General features: G+C 50.6%; 18 protein-coding genes. 15 read left to right on the forward strand and 3 right to left on the reverse strand.

Annotated elements, in window-relative coordinates; genetic code table 11:
* Positions 1-48: 48 nt before the first annotated feature.
* Positions 49-1,986 (reverse strand): DNA topoisomerase (ATP-hydrolyzing) subunit B, encoded by a 1,938-nt coding sequence (gyrB, locus tag GS601_RS00745; RefSeq protein WP_162421234.1) that lies wholly within the window; start codon positions 1,984-1,986, stop codon positions 49-51.
* Between the two features lie 121 nt (positions 1,987-2,107).
* Between gyrB and miaA the strand changes: the two genes are divergently transcribed.
* Positions 2,108-3,106, forward strand: a complete 999-nt coding sequence (gene miaA / locus GS601_RS00750; protein ID WP_338016926.1) for a tRNA (adenosine(37)-N6)-dimethylallyltransferase MiaA — start codon at positions 2,108-2,110, stop codon at positions 3,104-3,106.
* Here miaA and GS601_RS00755 read toward each other — a convergent pair.
* Positions 3,075-3,440, reverse strand: coding sequence for a VOC family protein (locus tag GS601_RS00755; RefSeq protein WP_162421235.1), 366 nt, complete (start codon positions 3,438-3,440; stop codon positions 3,075-3,077). The genes miaA and GS601_RS00755 overlap by 32 nt on opposite strands.
* An 88-nt stretch (positions 3,441-3,528) precedes the next feature.
* Between GS601_RS00755 and GS601_RS00760 the strand changes: the two genes are divergently transcribed.
* The 11 genes from GS601_RS00760 (at position 3,529) to GS601_RS00810 (ending at position 12,293) form a co-directional block, all read left to right on the forward strand.
* Entirely contained in the window at positions 3,529-4,611 is a 1,083-nt protein-coding gene (locus GS601_RS00760) for a class I fructose-bisphosphate aldolase (protein ID WP_162421236.1), read from the forward strand.
* Between the two features lie 135 nt (positions 4,612-4,746).
* Complete coding sequence (locus GS601_RS00765; protein ID WP_162421237.1) at positions 4,747-5,913, forward strand: pyridoxal phosphate-dependent aminotransferase; 1,167 nt, start codon at positions 4,747-4,749, stop codon at positions 5,911-5,913.
* 108 nt (positions 5,914-6,021) lie between these two features.
* Positions 6,022-6,387, forward strand: coding sequence for a DUF1823 family protein (locus GS601_RS00770; RefSeq protein WP_162421238.1), 366 nt, complete (start codon positions 6,022-6,024; stop codon positions 6,385-6,387).
* Between the two features lie 42 nt (positions 6,388-6,429).
* Entirely contained in the window at positions 6,430-6,633 is a 204-nt protein-coding gene (locus GS601_RS00775) for a hypothetical protein (RefSeq protein WP_238392875.1), read from the forward strand.
* Entirely contained in the window at positions 6,630-7,811 is a 1,182-nt protein-coding gene (bioF, locus tag GS601_RS00780; RefSeq protein WP_162421240.1) for an 8-amino-7-oxononanoate synthase, read from the forward strand. Before GS601_RS00775 ends, bioF begins: the two co-directional genes overlap by 4 nt.
* Before the next feature lie 14 nt (positions 7,812-7,825).
* A complete protein-coding gene (locus GS601_RS00785) occupies positions 7,826-8,674 on the forward strand; it encodes an ABC transporter permease (RefSeq protein ID WP_162421241.1) in 849 nt (282 codons plus the stop codon).
* A gap of 99 nt (positions 8,675-8,773) precedes the next feature.
* Positions 8,774-9,244: a tetratricopeptide repeat protein gene (locus GS601_RS00790; RefSeq protein ID WP_162421242.1), complete on the forward strand. Its 471-nt coding sequence runs from the start codon at positions 8,774-8,776 to the stop codon at positions 9,242-9,244.
* An 86-nt stretch (positions 9,245-9,330) separates the two neighbouring features.
* Positions 9,331-9,636, forward strand: a complete 306-nt coding sequence (gene grxC, locus GS601_RS00795; protein ID WP_162421243.1) for a glutaredoxin 3 — start codon at positions 9,331-9,333, stop codon at positions 9,634-9,636.
* 86 nt (positions 9,637-9,722) lie between these two features.
* A complete protein-coding gene (locus tag GS601_RS00800) occupies positions 9,723-10,802 on the forward strand; it encodes a glycosyltransferase family 4 protein (protein WP_162421244.1) in 1,080 nt (359 codons plus the stop codon).
* A 105-nt stretch (positions 10,803-10,907) separates the two neighbouring features.
* Positions 10,908-11,795, forward strand: coding sequence for a S66 peptidase family protein (locus GS601_RS00805; RefSeq protein ID WP_162421245.1), 888 nt, complete (start codon positions 10,908-10,910; stop codon positions 11,793-11,795).
* Between the two features lie 72 nt (positions 11,796-11,867).
* Entirely contained in the window at positions 11,868-12,293 is a 426-nt protein-coding gene (locus GS601_RS00810) for a hypothetical protein (RefSeq protein ID WP_162421246.1), read from the forward strand.
* Positions 12,294-12,470: 177 nt separating this feature from the next.
* On the opposite strand, the gene GS601_RS00815 is transcribed toward GS601_RS00810, so the two are convergent.
* A complete protein-coding gene (locus GS601_RS00815; protein ID WP_162421247.1) occupies positions 12,471-13,244 on the reverse strand; it encodes a hypothetical protein in 774 nt (257 codons plus the stop codon).
* 138 nt (positions 13,245-13,382) lie between these two features.
* Here GS601_RS00815 and GS601_RS00820 point away from each other — a divergent pair, with 138 nt between their 5' ends.
* From GS601_RS00820 to GS601_RS00830, 3 genes are all read left to right on the forward strand, one after another.
* The gene (locus GS601_RS00820; RefSeq protein WP_162421248.1) at positions 13,383-14,144 is read left to right on the forward strand and encodes an HAD family hydrolase; all 762 of its coding nucleotides are present in this window, start codon (positions 13,383-13,385) and stop codon (positions 14,142-14,144) included.
* Between the two features lie 97 nt (positions 14,145-14,241).
* Entirely contained in the window at positions 14,242-15,315 is a 1,074-nt protein-coding gene (locus GS601_RS00825) for a phosphoribosyltransferase-like protein (protein WP_162421249.1), read from the forward strand.
* A gap of 2 nt (positions 15,316-15,317) precedes the next feature.
* On the forward strand, positions 15,318-16,295 hold the full coding sequence (locus GS601_RS00830; protein ID WP_162421250.1) for an NADAR family protein: 978 nt from the start codon (positions 15,318-15,320) through the stop codon (positions 16,293-16,295).
* Positions 16,296-16,319: the final 24 nt, after the last annotated feature.

The following is a 16,319-nucleotide window of genomic DNA, read 5'->3' on the forward strand; positions in this document are numbered from 1 at the left end:
CGCGCATCTGCTAGATTCATCACCCCACCCCTGGTCAATTCTTTGCCCTTAGATATCTAAGTCGCCAAGTTTAAGCTTCGAGCCGTAAGTTTCGATAAACTCTCGACGAGGGGCAACGCGATCGCCCATCAGCACGGTAAAGACGCGATCGGCTTCTGCCGCATCTTCAATCTCTACCCGCTTTAGCGTCCGCGATTCGGGATTCATGGTTGTATCCCAAAGCTGTTGCGGCATCATTTCACCCAACCCTTTAAAGCGCTGGATGTTGTAGCTCGCGTTTGCCGGAAACTCAGCAATCCGCGCCTGCAAATCCCGCTCGCTATAGCAGTAGTAGTGGTTGCGCCCCCGTTCAACTTTGTAAAGCGGCGGACAGGCGATGTAAACGTACCCTTGATCCACCATCATGCGCTGATAGCGATAGAAAAAGGTGAGCAGCAGCGTCCGAATGTGCGCGCCGTCTACGTCTGCGTCGGTCATGATAATAATGCGGTGATAGCGCAGTTGAGACGCATCAAATTCTTCACCTTTGATGCCCAACCCCAAGGCAGTAATCAAGGCTTGAATTTCTGTGTTTTTGTAGATTTTGGCGTCGTCGGTTTTTTCGATGTTGAGGATCTTGCCTCGGAGGGGAAGAATCGCTTGGAACCTGCGATCGCGCCCTTGCTTGGCAGATCCTCCCGCAGAATCCCCTTCTACGATGTAAATCTCAGACTCACTCGGATCGCGGGAGGCACAGTCGGCTAACTTTCCGGGCAGGGTTGAAGACTCTAAGACCGACTTGCGACGCACCATTTCCCGCGCGTGTCTTGCCGCCTCTGCCGCCTTGAACGCCTGCACGGCTTTCTCGATGATCGAATCGCAAACGCCAGGGCGGAATTCGAGGTACTCGGTGAGCACTTCGCCCACGAGAGAATCGACAATACCGCGAACTTCGGTATTCCCCAGCTTGGTTTTGGTCTGCCCCTCAAACTCTGGATCAGGCACTTTCACCGAAATCACCGCCGTCAACCCTTCGCGAATGTTTTCCCCAGCAAGATTGGGTTCATTTTCTTTAATCTTGTTGCGCTTGCGGGCGATCGCATTCATTGTCCGGGTCAAAACTGCCTTCAACCCTTCTAAATGCGTGCCGCCGTCGATCGTCCGAATGTTGTTGGCAAACCCAATAATGTTGTCGGTATACGCATCTGCACACCATTGCAGCGACACCTCCACCTGCACGCCATTGCGCTCACCCTGCACGTAAATCACCTCTTCGTGCAACGGTTGCTTGTCGCGATTCATGTAGGCGATGTACTCGCGAATGCCCCCTTCATAGAAGTAGACTTCGGTGTGGGTCTCTTCGTCTTTAAGCAGGTCAGAACGGTAGTCGATAAAGGTGATGGTGACGCCGCCATTGAGGTAGGCTAACTCCCGCAGACGACCCGACAGCAGAGTGTAGTCAAATTCGATTCCCGTTGTAAAAATGGTGGCATCGGGCATAAACGTCATGGACGTACCCGTTTTTGCTTCCCTTAGCGGCGCTACCGTTAGCTCACCGACTGAAACCCCCCGCTCAAACCGTTGCTTGTGAATTTTTCCATCGCGCCAGACCGTTGCCTCAACCCAGTCAGAGAGGGCGTTTACCACAGAAATACCCACCCCGTGCAGACCCCCCGACACCTTATAGCCGCCGCCGCCAAACTTACCGCCTGCGTGCAAAATGGTCATCACCGTTTCGAGGGCAGACTTACCGGTGCGCTCGTGAACATCCGTCGGGATGCCGCGTCCATCATCGGTGACGGTGACTGAGCCATCGGCATTGAGGGACACTTCAATATTTTTGCAATATCCGGCGAGGGCTTCGTCTACAGAGTTATCGACAACCTCGTACACTAAATGATGTAGCCCTCGCGGTCCGGTTGTACCAATGTACATGCCGGGGCGTTTGCGGACTGGCTCAAGCCCTTCAAGGACTTGGATCTGTTGGGCACCGTAGTTCGTCGTCATAGGTGAAGCGCTCTTTTAGGGCAACTAAAGCTTACGTCAGTATTCAAAGACTAAAATCTATCAAAATTCTAGCACAAATGGCTTATAAGCGATTTCTAGGCAGTTTCGTAGGAGGTTTGAAATGGGGATCGATCAGTCTATTTTGCCTCAAATGGAAGAAAACGATCCACAGGGTTTAGATGACTTAGCGAGGCATACATTTGTACCATCTCTTATTATACTCTGCGGCGCAACGGCGTCGGGAAAGTCTAGTCTGGCGATCGCAGTGGCTCAGCGTTTGCATTCAATCATCATTAGTGCAGATTCGCGCCAAGTGTATCGAGAGTTTAACATCGGAACGGCAAAACCGACCCCGCGAGAGCAAAATCTGGTGCCGCACTATTTGATCGATCTTTGTGAACCCACAGAAACACTGACGGTGGCGGAGTTTCAGGAGATGGCAACCAGCCTGATTGAGCGCAGGAAGACCCCCGATGTGGGCGCGGCAGGCTGTCCGTTGCTGGTGGGGGGCACGGGGCTGTATATCAAGTCGATCGTGCGGGGCATGAAGATTCCCAGGGTTGCGCCTCAACCAGAGTTGCGATCGCAGCTTCAACCCCTTGGGCAATCTCACCTCCACGCGCTATTACATCAGGTTGATCCGGTCTCTGCAAGGCGCATTCATGCCAACGATCAGGTCAGAACGCTAAGAGCGCTAGAAGTTTTTTATGTGACGGGTCGCCCAATTTCGGAGCAGCAGGGCGAAACTCCGCCCACCTATCCAATCTTACAAATTGGCTTAGAATCGCACCGCTTAGATCAACGGATCGAGCAACGCACCGCCCAAATGCTTGACATGGGATTTAAAACCGAAGTGCAAATGCTGTGTGAGAAGTATGGTGAAGATTTGCCGTTGCTCAGCACCTTGGGCTACAGCGAGATGAAGCAGTATTTGCGCGGCGACATTTCGCTAGATCACGCAACCCAATTGATCGGGTTGCACACCCGACAATTTGCCAAACGTCAGCGCACTTGGTTTCGGGTCGATCCGACGATCGAATGGTTTGATGCCGATGCGCCAGATTTGCTAGAGCAGGTTTGGCAACGGGTCACGCAGTTTTTGCAGGCTGATACAAAATGATGCGGTTGCCATCGGGGTCGTAGGCGTAGATTTCTCGACCGTGGGATGGGGAAAGAATCGCTCCGGGGGGGGGATAGCCGAGGGACGTCAGGTGCGCGATCGCATCCTCTAGCCGTTCGACTTCAAGACACAAGCTGACGAGGGGATAGGGCAGAGATCGCGCTTCAGAGGCACGGGGGTTGTAAAGCCCCACTCGCAGCCCCTCTACTTGAAATTCTGCGTAACTCCCAGGCGCATAAACCGTAGGTTCTCGCTGGAAGATCTGACGATAAAACGCCGACGATCGCTCAAAATCTGCTGCTGCGATCGCCACTAGCGCCCGTTTGATGTTCATATTTTTTTTAGGTTCCTCTATCGAAACTCGGATGAAGGATGCCGCCTAAATCGCTAAATTTGGGGGGAACCCTCTTGAGGATCTTGTCATGACGGCTACACTCTCTGCTCCTCAGTCGATCGAAGCGTGGTTGGGCGATGAAGCGGAAGACTTGCTGACCTATCAAGCAAAAGTCTCGAAAGAGATGCTGCATTTGCCCGGAGCGGATTTTGTCGATCGCATTTTTGTGCATAGCGATCGCTCTCCTCAAGTGCTGCGGAATTTGCAACAGCTTTACTCAACGGGGCGCTTGGCAAATACGGGCTATCTGTCGATTTTGCCGGTTGATCAAGGCATCGAACACTCTGCGGGGGCATCGTTTGCGCCCAACCCCCTGTATTTTGATAGCGAGAATATTATCAAACTTGCGATCGCAGCAGAGTGCAATGCAGTGGCAACGACCCTTGGTGTGCTTGGCTCGGTAGCTCGCAAATACGCTCACAAGATTCCGTTTATCACAAAAATTAACCACAACGAACTGTTGACCTACCCCAACCAAGCCGACCAAATTTTGTTTGCCTCGGTCGAGCAAGCGTGGAATTTAGGCTCGGTGGCGATCGGGGCAACGATTTATTTCGGTTCGGAAAGCTCGTCGCGGCAGATTCAAGAAATTAGTCGGGCGTTTGCCCGCGCTCATGAGTTGGGCATGGCGACGATTCTCTGGTGCTATTTGCGAAACCCGATGTTCAAGCAAGACAAAGACTATCACCTCGCTGGCGATTTGAGTGGACAAGCCAATCACTTGGGGGTCACGATCGAAGCTGACATTATCAAGCAAAAGCTCCCCGAATATAACAACGGCTATGGCGCAGTGGAAAAAGCCACGGGTAAAAGCTACGGCAAAACCCACGATCGCATCTACACCGAGCTAACCAGCGATCATCCGATTGATCTGACGCGCTACCAAGTGTTGAACTGCTATGCCGGACGGGCGGGGCTAATTAATTCGGGGGGTGCGTCAGGAAAATCTGACTTTGCCGAAGCCATCCGGACGGCGGTGATCAACAAACGTGCAGGCGGAACTGGCTTAATTTCGGGTCGTAAAACCTTTCAACGCCCGTTTGAGGAAGGCGTGAACCTGTTCCAGGCGATTCAAGACGTGTATCTCTCGCCCAACGTGACGATCGCATAGGTTGGAAGACGACGTTAATTTAGCGTTAAGGTTTCGCAGCCAAGAATTAAGGTTTGAGGTAAAATCCTCTAGAATCCACGCTGACGTGAGCGAGGTTGTGGGTTCGATTTTTCACTCAAACTTTATTTTTTTAATATGAAGTTGGCAGCACGGGTCAGTCAGGTTACGCCCTCGTTAACGCTTGCGATCGATGCAAAAGCCAAAGCGATGAAGCGCGATGGTGTTGATGTTTGTAGCTTTAGTGCCGGAGAGCCTGATTTCGACACGCCGGATCATATTAAACAAGCGGCATCAGAGGCGCTGAAACAGGGAAAAACTCGCTATGGTCCGGCGGCGGGAGAGCCGAAACTCAGAGATGCGATCGCGCTTAAGCTGCAAACAGACAACCAGCTTTGCTACAGCGCCGAAAATATTATCGTCACCAACGGCGGCAAGCATTCGCTCTATGGCTTGATGATGGCGCTGATTGAGCCGGGAGACGAGGTGATCATTCCGGTGCCGTTTTGGGTGAGCTATCCCGAAATGGTGAAACTGGCGGGCGGCACGCCGGTAATGGTGAATACGACTGCCGCCGCGCACTACAAAATTACGCCGGATCAACTTCGCGCCGCGATCACCCCTAAAACGAAACTATTTGTCTTAAACTCGCCGTCCAATCCTACAGGCATGGTGTATACGCCGGGTGAGATTCGCGCGATCGCTCAGGTAATTGTGGAAAATGACATTCTCGTGGTGTCAGACGAAATCTACGAAAAGCTGCTGTATGATGGAGCCGACCATCTCAGCATTGGAGCCGCGAGTCCAGAAGTCTTCGATCGCACGATCATCAGTCATGGATTTGCCAAAGCGTATTCGATGACCGGATGGCGAGTTGGGTATTTAGCGGCTCCGGTAGAGATTATTAAAGCGGCGACCAAGATTCAAGGACACAGCACCTCGAATGTGTGTACATTTGCTCAATACGGTGCGATCGCAGCATATCAAGGATCTCAAGACTGTGTTGAACAGATGCGGCAAGCGTTTGCAGAACGGCGTCAGGTCATCGTTGATCTGGTTAAAGCAATGCCCGGATTAACCTGCATCAAGCCCGATGGTGCCTTTTATTTATTGATCAACATCAGCAAGGTGGGGATGACATCTCTAGACTTTTGCGATCAGCTATTGACCGACCATCAGGTTGCTGCCATTCCCGGAATTGCGTTTGGCACAGATGATCATATTCGGTTGTCTTACGCAACAGATTTGACCACGATCGAACGGGGGATGGAACGGCTGTCTGCCTTTGTGACATCCAAGGTTTGAGACCAATTTCAGATCTGGCTGAATGCAGTCCTTTGCACCTCTGACATTGATCAAGCTGATCGCGGCGTCTTATGCTTTGAACTAAACCTCAACGATCGCAGGTCTCCCATGTCCGATTTGCCGCCGCTCACCACCGATACGATTTGGGCAATTCTCAATGACACCCTCGACGATGAAACGGTCAATCGTCTGGTATGGCAATGTTTAGGCTATCGCTACGACCAATCTTGGGCAAATACAACCGTCCATGCTGAGTGGCGAGACCCCTATCCCAAACCGCCCAACTTTATCGAAAGCCGTCCGGCAACGGTAAAACTTACCCGCTCGATTCCCGCCGAGCACAAACAACTCCTCAAAGAAAAGCTCGGCTTCTCAGGCTATAAAGTTGACGAACTGATTCCCCGCAAAACCAGACGAGCCACAATGGCAAACTGGCTGCTAAGCTACATGCAGCAAAATGGGATTAGCATTTAAGTAGCGTTTAAGAAGGTTGGCAAAATGGGAATTGAGCGTCGTATGTCTCGCACCATGTTTTTAGCCGAAGAAGTTGTGCAACTGCGGCAACTGTGCTTTACTCCTGGCAGAGTCTATCAGCCTGGGCACTACATTTCCGGAGAGTTGCCCGATGTTGCGTTTGAGATGGGTTTGGTTGATAAGTTGCCCCCCGTTCGTGGCAAAAGCGCTGAGCTTCGAGATGTCGAACCGGATGAGACGGCATGACTTCCAGCCCTTACGCCTGGATTGAGCAATCTTTAGAAACAATCCATCGAGCGGGTTGGTATCGCCAAACCAGAGCAATTTCAGGTCGTCCGGGTGCAACTATTGAGTGTGACGGACGACGATATCTTAATTTTGCCAGCAATGACTATTTGGGATTGGCAGGAGACGATCGCTTGATTCAAGCCGCGATCGCAGCTTTGCAAACCTATGGCACAGGCTCCACCGGGTCGCGGCTGCTCACCGGACATCGTACCCTCCATCGAGAATTGGAGATCGCCATCGCCTCGCTCAAACACACCGAAGATGCGATCGTCTTTAGCTCTGGATATTTGGCAAACTTGGGCGCGATCGCAACGCTGGTGGGCAAACGAGATTTGGTTCTGTCGGATCAATACAACCACTCCAGTTTGAGAAATGGCGCGATCGTCAGTGGCGCATCCGTTCTAGAATATGACCACTGCAATGTTCAAGACTTAAAAATTAAACTATCTCAACAGCGAACCCATTTCCAGCACTGTCTCATTCTCACCGACAGCATATTTAGCATGGATGGCGACCTCTGCCCCTTGCCCGAAATCTTAGAGCTAGCGGCTCAGTTTGAATGCATGGTGCTGGTTGATGAAGCCCATGCCACAGGCGTTATCGGCGCAACCGGGGCAGGATGTGTCGAGCATTTTGGGGGTAGATCGGCACTCGACACTTCGCGCTCTAGCGCCCCTGTGCAAATGGGCACGCTCAGCAAAGCGATCGGCAGTTTAGGCGGCTACGTTGCAGGCTCAGCTACCGTGATCGACTTTCTCCGCAATCGCGCCCCCAGTTGGATCTACACCACCGCCCTCTCTCCGGCTGATACGGCGGCTGCCTTAGAAGCGATTCGGATTGTGCAGCAAGAGCCACAGCGCCGCCAGCAGCTTTGGGATGCTGTCACGCGGCTCAAGACTTCTCTGCATCATCACGCGCATCTCACCGTGTTGCCTTCCCAATCGCCGATTTTGTGCGTGCAGTTTCCAGAGGTGAAAAGCGCGCTAGCAGCAAGTCAAGCGCTGCAAGACCAGGGAATTTTTGCGCCTGCGATTCGTCCGCCGACGGTGCCGACCAGCCGAATTCGGCTAACGGTGATGGCAACCCATAGCGCTCAGCAGATCGATCGCTTAGCCACCGCTTTCGGTTTATTGTGAGCCTTATGATTGCCATGAAGTGGACTGAGCAGCGAGCATTCCGGCGATTTTGGCAGTCGGTTTCGGGCAGAATTGGGTTGATTCTAACGATCGCATTGGTGATGCTGGCGATCGCGGCTCCCATCTTCCACCCATACAACCCGGCAACCGATCGAGACTACCTGGCAAGGCTTGTGCCTCCTAGTCCCACCCATTTTTTTGGAACCGATGGTTTAGGACGCGATGTCTTTACCCTGGTTTGGTATGGCATTCAGACATCGCTGCTCATTAGCCTGGTCTCTGTTGGGTTTGGAGCCACCCTTGGGCTGGTTTTAGGCTTAGTCGCCGGATATTTTCGAGGATGGTGGGAAATCGTCATTGGCTGGCTTACCGATATTATGCTGGCGTTTCCGTCAATTTTGCTCGCGATCGCGATTGTTACCGTCACCAATCCCAGTCTTCAAAGCGTAATCATTGCCGTTGGCGTTGTGCAAATTCCGATTTACATTCGCCTCACTCGTAGCGTTGTTTTATCTCTGCGAGAACAAGAATTTGTCGAAGCCGCAAAAGCTTTAGGGGCAACCTCTTTGCACATTCTTTGGCGACATATTTTGCCAGCCAGCCTCACCCCCTTGGTCGTTCAAGCAACGCTTTCCCTCGGAACCGCTACATTAGAAGCAGCCGGACTCGGATTTTTAGGACTCGGCGCACAACCCCCCACCCCCGAACTCGGAACCTTACTCGCCGATGCGTTTCGGGGCGGTTACTCCCTTTCATCCCCGTGGACAACCCTCTTTCCCGGACTCGTGATCACCCTGATTGTGTTAGCATTCAACCTTTTAGGCGATGGCTTGCGAGATGCCTTCGATCCACGCACGCGCTAACCCTGTAGGGTATTAAATGTAAAGACCTCAATTCCAAGGTTTATCCCCACAGTTCCTCGTTCACCCTCAGCAAACTATCAATCCATCAACCTACGAATCATGGACGACACGGAGCTTTTTCCCCTACTTGAAGCCCTCAAAAACCCCGATGAAGCGGTGCGGGCAGAGGCAACTCAAGCGCTGTGGCAGATCTGGTTTGGTCAGAAAGGGGCGGCAGGGTTGCAAACTTTACAACGAGCGCAAGTCTTGCTAGAAGCCGGAGAAGCAGACCAATCGGAGGCGGTTCTCTCGGAAGTGATCGAGCAGATGCCCGATTTTGCAGAAGCCTGGAACCGGCGAGCGGTCTTGCATTTTGTGCAAGGCAACTATCGAAAAGCGATCGCAGACTGCCATCACGCGATCGCGCTTGTCCCCGTTCATTTTGGGGCGCTGCATGGGTTGGGTTTGTGCCTCGCATCGGTGGGCGAATACCGAGAAGCCATTCAGGCGTTCCGACGGGCGCTAGAAATTCAGCCCTATGCGATCGAAAATCAAAAGCTCATCTTTGAATGCACCGCTAAACTTTCGTAGAAAGACTGGTGTTGAAGAACTGGTGTTGAAGAACTGGTGTTGAAGAACTCTCATAGAAAAACTCGTGTAAAAGGATGCTGCTCACCATGCAATTTTTCGATTTTCTCCTAGGACGACCCTCTCCTCACCTCACCTCAACCGTTGAAATCTACACATGGCAAACCTGCCCCTATTGCATTCGTGCCAAACTGCTGCTGCGCTGGAAAGGCGTGAAGTTTACCGACTACAAAATTGATGGAGACGGAGCCGCCAGAGTTAAGATGGCAACTCGCGCCCAGGGTCGGCGCACCGTTCCGCAAATTTTCATCAACGACCAGCCCATCGGTGGCTGCGATGAGTTATATGCCCTTGATCGGGCTGGAAAACTTGATCCCTTGTTGGAGAAGGCATGATTGAGGCAAAGGTGGCAGCCCTGCCTACAAGCTGCGATGTTCCAACCTTAGTGTTCTGTATTTAATGGTTTACAGAGGGTGTTGCCATGTCTAATCTGCGATCGCTCAAGGTGTTATTGCTATCTACGCCGGTGGGGGCGATCGGGTCTGGGTTGGGGGGCGGCGTTGAGTTGACGTTACAAAGCGTGGCGCGATCGCTGCTTCGACGGGGGCACAGCATCACCGTGGTTGCGCCCCAAGGCTCAGTCTTAGACGGTATCTCGCTGGTCGAGATTCCTGGCAACCTGCAACTCACTGCCCAAACGGGGGGGCGCAACGACCTGATCACGCTGCCCGAAAACTCTGTGTTGGGCAATATGTGGAACTATGCGCGGCAGGTGCAGCACGAGTATGATCTGCTGTTTAACTTTGCCTATGATTGGTTGCCGTTTTATTTAACGCCTTTTTTTGATCGAGCGATCGCACACCTAGTCAGCATGGGATCGCTCACGGATGCGATGGATCAGATCATCGAAACCGTCGCGCAGGAGTTTCCCACCACGATCGGCGTCCATAGCAGGGCGCAGGCTGAGACCTTTCAATTTTCGGATCGGTGTTTCAATATCAAGAACGGCTTTGATCTGTCGGCTTATCACTTTTGCGCTCAGCCCAAACAGCATTTGGCATGGGTCGGGCGGATTGCCCCCGAAAAAGGATTAGAAGATGCGATCGCGGCGGTTCAGAAGACAAACATTCCGCTCAAAATTTGGGGAGTGATTCAGGATCACGTTTATTGGCAGCAGATTTTGGCAACCTATCCGACAGCGCCGATGGAATACGCAGGCTTTTTGCCCACTGACCAATTTCAGCAGGTGTTGGGAGAGTCTCGTGCTTTGCTGATGACGCCCCACTGGGTCGAGGCGTTTGGCAACGTCGCGATCGAGGCGCTAGCGTGCGGTGTGCCGGTGATTGCCTATCGGCGGGGCGGGCCGGCAGAGATTGTGCAAGATGGCAAAACGGGGTGGCTGGTTGAGCCAGATCGGGTGGATGACTTGGTGAGCGCGATCGCAAACATCGATTTAATTGATCGTTCTACCTGCCGACAGCACGCTGAGACCGACTATTCTTTAGAAGCGTTGGGCGATCGCTTAGAAGCCTGGTTTGCTCAGATTTTGAAATTAAGCTAGCAGTCTGTCAAGGCTGAAATCAGCGGTAGATGGGGACATGAGTGCATGGGTAACATCTCCCCTCTCTCCCCCTCTCTCCCTCTCCCCTCCCCCCTCAACTTAAATATGAAACTTTGTCAGCTTCCGTCGCCGCTTCAACCTGGGGATCTGCTGCGGGTGATTGCTCCGAGCGGGGCACTGCGAGAAATGGACGCCTTCCACCAGGGCGTTGATCTATGGCGACAGCGCGGCTACCGAGTGGAACTTACAGCCGGATATCGCGATCGCTGGGGCTATCTTGCCGGAACCGATGATCACCGTCGCGCCGCTCTTGAAACCGCACTCAGCGATCCCGACTGTCGCGGAATTCTCTGTGCCAGAGGAGGCTGGGGCGGGGCAAGACTGCTCGAAAAATGGGCGTTTCCCCCTGCCAACCCAACATGGCTAATTGGCTTTTCGGATATCACCAGTTTGCTGTGGGCGTATGCTCAAGAAGGCGTTGCGGGGGTTCATGCGCCGTTGCTCACGACGATCGCAGCAGAACCCGACTGGTCAACACAGCGACTGTTTGATTTGGTTCAGGGGCGTCCTCTATGCCCCCTAAGCGGTATGGGTTGGGGCGGTGGGTGCGCTACTGGGCGGCTGCTTCCTGGCAATCTCACCGTCGCAACTCACCTCTTGCACACCCCTTGGCAACCCGATTTGTCGGATGTGATTCTGGCGATCGAAGATGTGACCGAGTTTCCTTACCGCATCGATCGGATGCTGACGCAATGGCGATCGTGCGGGGCATTGACCTCGATCCGAGGCATTGCGATCGGGCGATTTAGCCAGTGTGAGCCGCCTGCCAGTCTTCCCAGCTTTTCGGTAGACGAGGTGTTGCGCGATCGCTTGTCTGATTTAAATATTCCGATCGTGTCAAAGTTGCCGTTTGGTCATGATGGCGAGAATGCAGCGCTGCCTGTGGGTGTAACGGTTAGACTAGATGGCGATCGCGGCATTCTGAGTTTTTAAATCCTCGCGAAAATCGGTTCTGTCTGCCCATAAGCGAGATATGATTCCAAAGGAGTAGAACAAAACGTAGCAATGGTAGAACGTCCCATCAAGAAATCAGAGCGGCAGGCTCAGAGCGCCCCAGAAGCCGCTCCTCAGACCGATGCTGCTCCTCAGACCGAACCCCCTTCCCCCAGTGGGGAGTCTAAGGGGTTGGAACCCAGGTCGTCTGCGCCTAAACCCGTGCGGCGGAGTCCGGAGGCTCGGTCTGCGGATGAGTCTGACCGCTCGGAACGAAGAAACGACCGATCGAGCAAGGGTAGACGGGGGGATAAGGAAGAACCACGGCAGACGATGAATCCTGCGTTGATGCGAGGTCCAAAACCAGTGCCGCCCAAACCCGAACCAGAGCCTCAGCCCGAAGAGGCGGTTGCTGACGACGGGCAGGAAGATGGTGCGATCGCGGAAGACAGCGCAGAATCGATCGAAGCAACCCAGGACGCCACGCCTGACGCCTAACGGGTAGAGGGGTGGATGGGTAAGAGGGTAGATGAAGATGTCACCCATTCACCCATTCACCCATTCACCCACTATTTCAGCTTCAGTATTAACTCACTGGGCTACAGGGTTTGACCAATGGAGAGCTACTCTAAAGTTAAGGCAAAGGGTTGCTGGTGCGATCGCGTCGATCGAGTCCTAAGATTTACCCGCCATTCGAGTGGTTCTAAATGTAACATTTGAGCCTTCTTGCGTTTGTTCCAAGACCAGCAGTGGCGTTGGCTTGGCGGTTTGATCCCAGCGCATATTGGCGATGCGTCCTTGAATGGCAGGTTGCCACGTTTCATTTTCGTGAGACGGGCTGAGGAAGGTTTCAAAACAATCGATAATCTGATTGATCGTGACTGACGTTGGTTGGGTGGGCAGCTTGAGAATTTTGATCTGAATGCGAAACAAAACGCGAGTCGATTGCTCAGTGTCTCCCGCTTTGTAGATCACATCAAAGATCTCATCTACTTGCCGCCCAGTGCTGGCAATGCCAATATCGTTGCCGCCTGGGGTGCCCTGACCAGGACGCAGCGCGATCGTAATTTTATCTTTCACGCGAATTTTGATCTGATTGACGATCGCAAAGTGGAAGACCTCTTCCGACATCCGCATTCTCAGATAGTCAAGATTAAATTCTCGCGAGTGGATCAGGTCAGGATTGCGCTCCATTTTGCTGATCGTTTCGACCGCATATTTGAGCTTTTTTTGCAGTTCTCGATTTTTGAAGGTTTCAAACTTGACTTGTTTCTTGAGTTTGCTGGCTTGCAGATAAGAAACGAGTCCCAAGGTAAGCAACAGCACAAACAAGCCGCCGGATGCCATCATCCACACAGGCTGCCCCTCCGATTTGGGAACGTCGGCAGTAGCGGGCTTTGTTTTAACGGTTTTGGCAGGAGTTTGAGCTAAAAGTGCTTCAAAAATCATGGGGTGAGACCTGGCGATCGCTAACTAAACTCATCACGCTTCTAAGAGTTCCCCGATTGCGACGAAACGAATAAAAGATCTCAAGGTTAGACAGAACAGTTGCGCTTTAAGCTAATGCAAGATTAGAAAGGGCTTCCCATGACGCTGATTCCTCTCGCTGATGCGACAAATTTAACCTCTGTCCGGCTGGTAGCCACGGATCTAGATGGCACGTTAACGATCGCAGATAAGTTAACGCCCAAGCTGCTAAATGCCTTTGAGACGTTGAAGCAGGCTGACATTTCAGTGTTGATTGTGACCGGGCGCTCGGCGGGCTGGGTCAATGCGATCGCGGCATATTTTCCGGTGACGGGTGCGATCGCAGAAAACGGTGGTTTATTTTATAAAGGCGACTCTCAAAGTTTCATCACCCCCATTTCTGACTTAAAACACCATCGGCTGAAACTATTAGAAACCTTTGAATTATTAAAAGCTCAATTTCCCAAGATTCAAGAAACGAGTGACAACCAATTTCGCCTCACCGATTGGACATTTGATATCGAAGGCATCAGCCCATCAGAACTAGACACGATGACTGAACTCTGCCAAACACAAGGCTGGAGCTTCACCTATAGCACCGTGCAATGTCACATCAAACCGATGGGACAGAACAAAGCAGACGGACTATTGCAAGTTTTACATCGGCAGTTTCCAGAAGTTTCGCTAGAGCAAATCATCACCGTTGGCGATAGCCCAAATGATGAAACCTTATTTAATAGTCAATATTTCCCGCGTTCTGTTGGAGTCGCGAATTTGTTGAAATATAGCGATCGCTTAACTCATAAACCGACCTACATCACAAATTTGTCCGAAGGAAACGGCTTTTGCGAACTCGTCCAGCATCTCACCCAATCTCCCTGAAGATGAGTTATCTCTCCTCCAGTTATTAGTGATGACAGTGCTGCAAGGTTACCTGTGAGAGGCAATAATATGGAACAGTGTTTCAATTTATATCAGTATGACTAGCCAGCGTCAGGCTTTACTTCAATCCATTGCAACAATAATTGCTGATTATCGGCAGGGCGAAATTCCTGCTATAAATTCAAACCATGTAGACACATGGGTGACCCAGTTTCACAGGTTTGACTTCGATGAGAATGCTCAAATAGTGATCCTTGAGCAGATGGAGCGTATTCTGAAAACTTATTATATTTCCCATAAGAAAGCTCAAGCTTTTATTTATAAAGCGTTGTCTTCTCAAAACTTACTTGGTGCAAATCCTGCTGAAACAATACTCAATGTTCAATTCCTACAAATTCAAACAAGAGGTAGTAGCCAAAACGATCTTCTAAACCTCTGTGATTCAAGTCTTCAAAAAATCTACGGAATTGAAATTGAAGACTGTGGAAGAAACCCAGTTGCGTACATCTATTTTGATGATTGCTTATATTCTGGAAATAGAGTTCGACGTGACATCACTGCTTGGTTGTCCAGTGCTGTTTCCAGAACGACTTTGCATATAATATTTTTTGGGCATCACACTGAAGGATTCAATTATTCAAAAAGAACAATTGAGCAGAAAGCACAATCGCGAAATATTTCTGTGCATTTTTGGAAATGGCATGAATTTCATAATTCTCGCTGGAATCCATCGAGATTTGATTGCTTCTGGGCACGTGAAATTTCTGGCGATGAATTTGTAGATCAATATATTCAAGTAGTGAATGAGCGTCGTCAAAACCTGAATCGATCTCTACCGCCTTTGTTCCGTCCTAATAATATGCCAACTCAGGGCAGCATTTTTTCCTCACCTGTTTCCCGTCAGGTCATTGAGGACGCATTCCTAAAAGCTGGTGCATATATTGTTTCATTACCTAGAAGTCCAAATACCAGTATGCGACCGCTCGGATATGACTATTTAGAGACTTTAGGTTTTGGAGCAATTTTGATAACATATCGTAATATTGCAAATAACTGTCCGTTGGCATTATGGTGGGGTGATCCCGGTAAAGCCTATCCATTGAATGCTTGGTATCCGCTTTTCCCTCGGACAGTTAACATTACACCTATTCCTGAAGGGGAGGAAGTCTGAAAATGGTAGCAGTGGTCAAGCTTCCTGAGTCAAGAACCTACAATAGGCAGGAATGTATTACCTTCCGCAAAACTGCTGAGAGATTTGGCGGTTTATCTAACATGGCGGGGGGGTATATCTTGAATATTAACGGTGTTAAGATTTTGACCTCTGAAGCGCTGTATCAAGCTTGCCGTTTTCCCCACATGCCTGAAGTCCAGCGTCTAATTATTGCTGAACGAAGTCCGATGACGGCAAAGATGAAAAGCAAGCCTTACCGCGATAATTCTCGTTCCGATTGGGATATAGTCCGAACAAAGATTATGCGCTGGTGTTTACAAGTAAAACTGATTCAGAATTGGGATAAATTTAGCAAGCTTTTACTTGAAACAGGCGATTTACCAATTGTTGAGGATTCCAGAAAAGATGATTTCTGGGGTGCTAAACCAGAAGATGAAGAGTTTCTTACTGGTGCTAATGTGCTTGGACGTTTATTGATGCAAGTAAGAGAACAAATAGCAAGTGGAAAACTCACTTCTGAAACTATTGTACAACCTCTTCCAATTCAAGATTTTTTATTATATGGACAAGACATTAGTCCAATTGTAGCAAGTGGTGAATATTATCCAGGCAGCTATATGCGATCGCTGGATCTTATTAAATCAGGCAGTCAGCCTAGTTCAGACGTAGATCTACTTAGTATCTCTAAGCATGAGTTAGAACGCGATGAAGAGGGTAGATCAAACGAAAATTTAGAAAAAGAATTAGTTGAGATTGCTGAGTTTAAATTTGATAAGTATGACAGCTTACAATTCGTCCTTTTACCCATAGTAGAGAAACTACAGGAATCTGAACATACCGATAAAGAGTTAGCTAAACTTTTCACAACCAATCTGAAGCAGATGCGCGATTGGCTGAAGCGGGCTGTAGAGCTTGGTAAAGTCAGAAAACTTTCCAAACCAGTTCGGTACGTTGCAGAATCTCAATTACCTTTAATTTAGTTGATTATTTTATACAACCAGAGG

Origin of the sequence: Myxacorys almedinensis A (genome assembly GCF_010091945.1) — a bacterium.
In the GTDB taxonomy this organism is placed as follows: domain Bacteria; phylum Cyanobacteriota; class Cyanobacteriia; order Leptolyngbyales; family Leptolyngbyaceae; genus Myxacorys; species Myxacorys almedinensis.

Bases quoted from the DNA above. Each gene is read 5' to 3' on its own strand.
- gyrB (WP_162421234.1), bottom strand. From the start codon at position 1,986: ATGACGACGAACTACGGTGCCCAACAGATCCAAGTCCTTGAAGGGCTT.
- miaA (WP_338016926.1), top strand. From the start codon at position 2,108: ATGGGGATCGATCAGTCTATTTTGCCTCAAATGGAAGAAAACGATCCA.
- GS601_RS00755 (WP_162421235.1), bottom strand. From the start codon at position 3,440: ATGAACATCAAACGGGCGCTAGTGGCGATCGCAGCAGCAGATTTTGAG.
- GS601_RS00760 (WP_162421236.1), top strand. From the start codon at position 3,529: ATGACGGCTACACTCTCTGCTCCTCAGTCGATCGAAGCGTGGTTGGGC.
- GS601_RS00765 (WP_162421237.1), top strand. From the start codon at position 4,747: ATGAAGTTGGCAGCACGGGTCAGTCAGGTTACGCCCTCGTTAACGCTT.
- GS601_RS00770 (WP_162421238.1), top strand. From the start codon at position 6,022: ATGTCCGATTTGCCGCCGCTCACCACCGATACGATTTGGGCAATTCTC.
- GS601_RS00775 (WP_238392875.1), top strand. From the start codon at position 6,430: ATGTCTCGCACCATGTTTTTAGCCGAAGAAGTTGTGCAACTGCGGCAA.
- bioF (WP_162421240.1), top strand. From the start codon at position 6,630: ATGACTTCCAGCCCTTACGCCTGGATTGAGCAATCTTTAGAAACAATC.
- GS601_RS00785 (WP_162421241.1), top strand. From the start codon at position 7,826: ATGAAGTGGACTGAGCAGCGAGCATTCCGGCGATTTTGGCAGTCGGTT.
- GS601_RS00790 (WP_162421242.1), top strand. From the start codon at position 8,774: ATGGACGACACGGAGCTTTTTCCCCTACTTGAAGCCCTCAAAAACCCC.
- grxC (WP_162421243.1), top strand. From the start codon at position 9,331: ATGCAATTTTTCGATTTTCTCCTAGGACGACCCTCTCCTCACCTCACC.
- GS601_RS00800 (WP_162421244.1), top strand. From the start codon at position 9,723: ATGTCTAATCTGCGATCGCTCAAGGTGTTATTGCTATCTACGCCGGTG.
- GS601_RS00805 (WP_162421245.1), top strand. From the start codon at position 10,908: ATGAAACTTTGTCAGCTTCCGTCGCCGCTTCAACCTGGGGATCTGCTG.
- GS601_RS00810 (WP_162421246.1), top strand. From the start codon at position 11,868: ATGGTAGAACGTCCCATCAAGAAATCAGAGCGGCAGGCTCAGAGCGCC.
- GS601_RS00815 (WP_162421247.1), bottom strand. From the start codon at position 13,244: ATGATTTTTGAAGCACTTTTAGCTCAAACTCCTGCCAAAACCGTTAAA.
- GS601_RS00820 (WP_162421248.1), top strand. From the start codon at position 13,383: ATGACGCTGATTCCTCTCGCTGATGCGACAAATTTAACCTCTGTCCGG.
- GS601_RS00825 (WP_162421249.1), top strand. From the start codon at position 14,242: ATGACTAGCCAGCGTCAGGCTTTACTTCAATCCATTGCAACAATAATT.
- GS601_RS00830 (WP_162421250.1), top strand. From the start codon at position 15,318: ATGGTAGCAGTGGTCAAGCTTCCTGAGTCAAGAACCTACAATAGGCAG.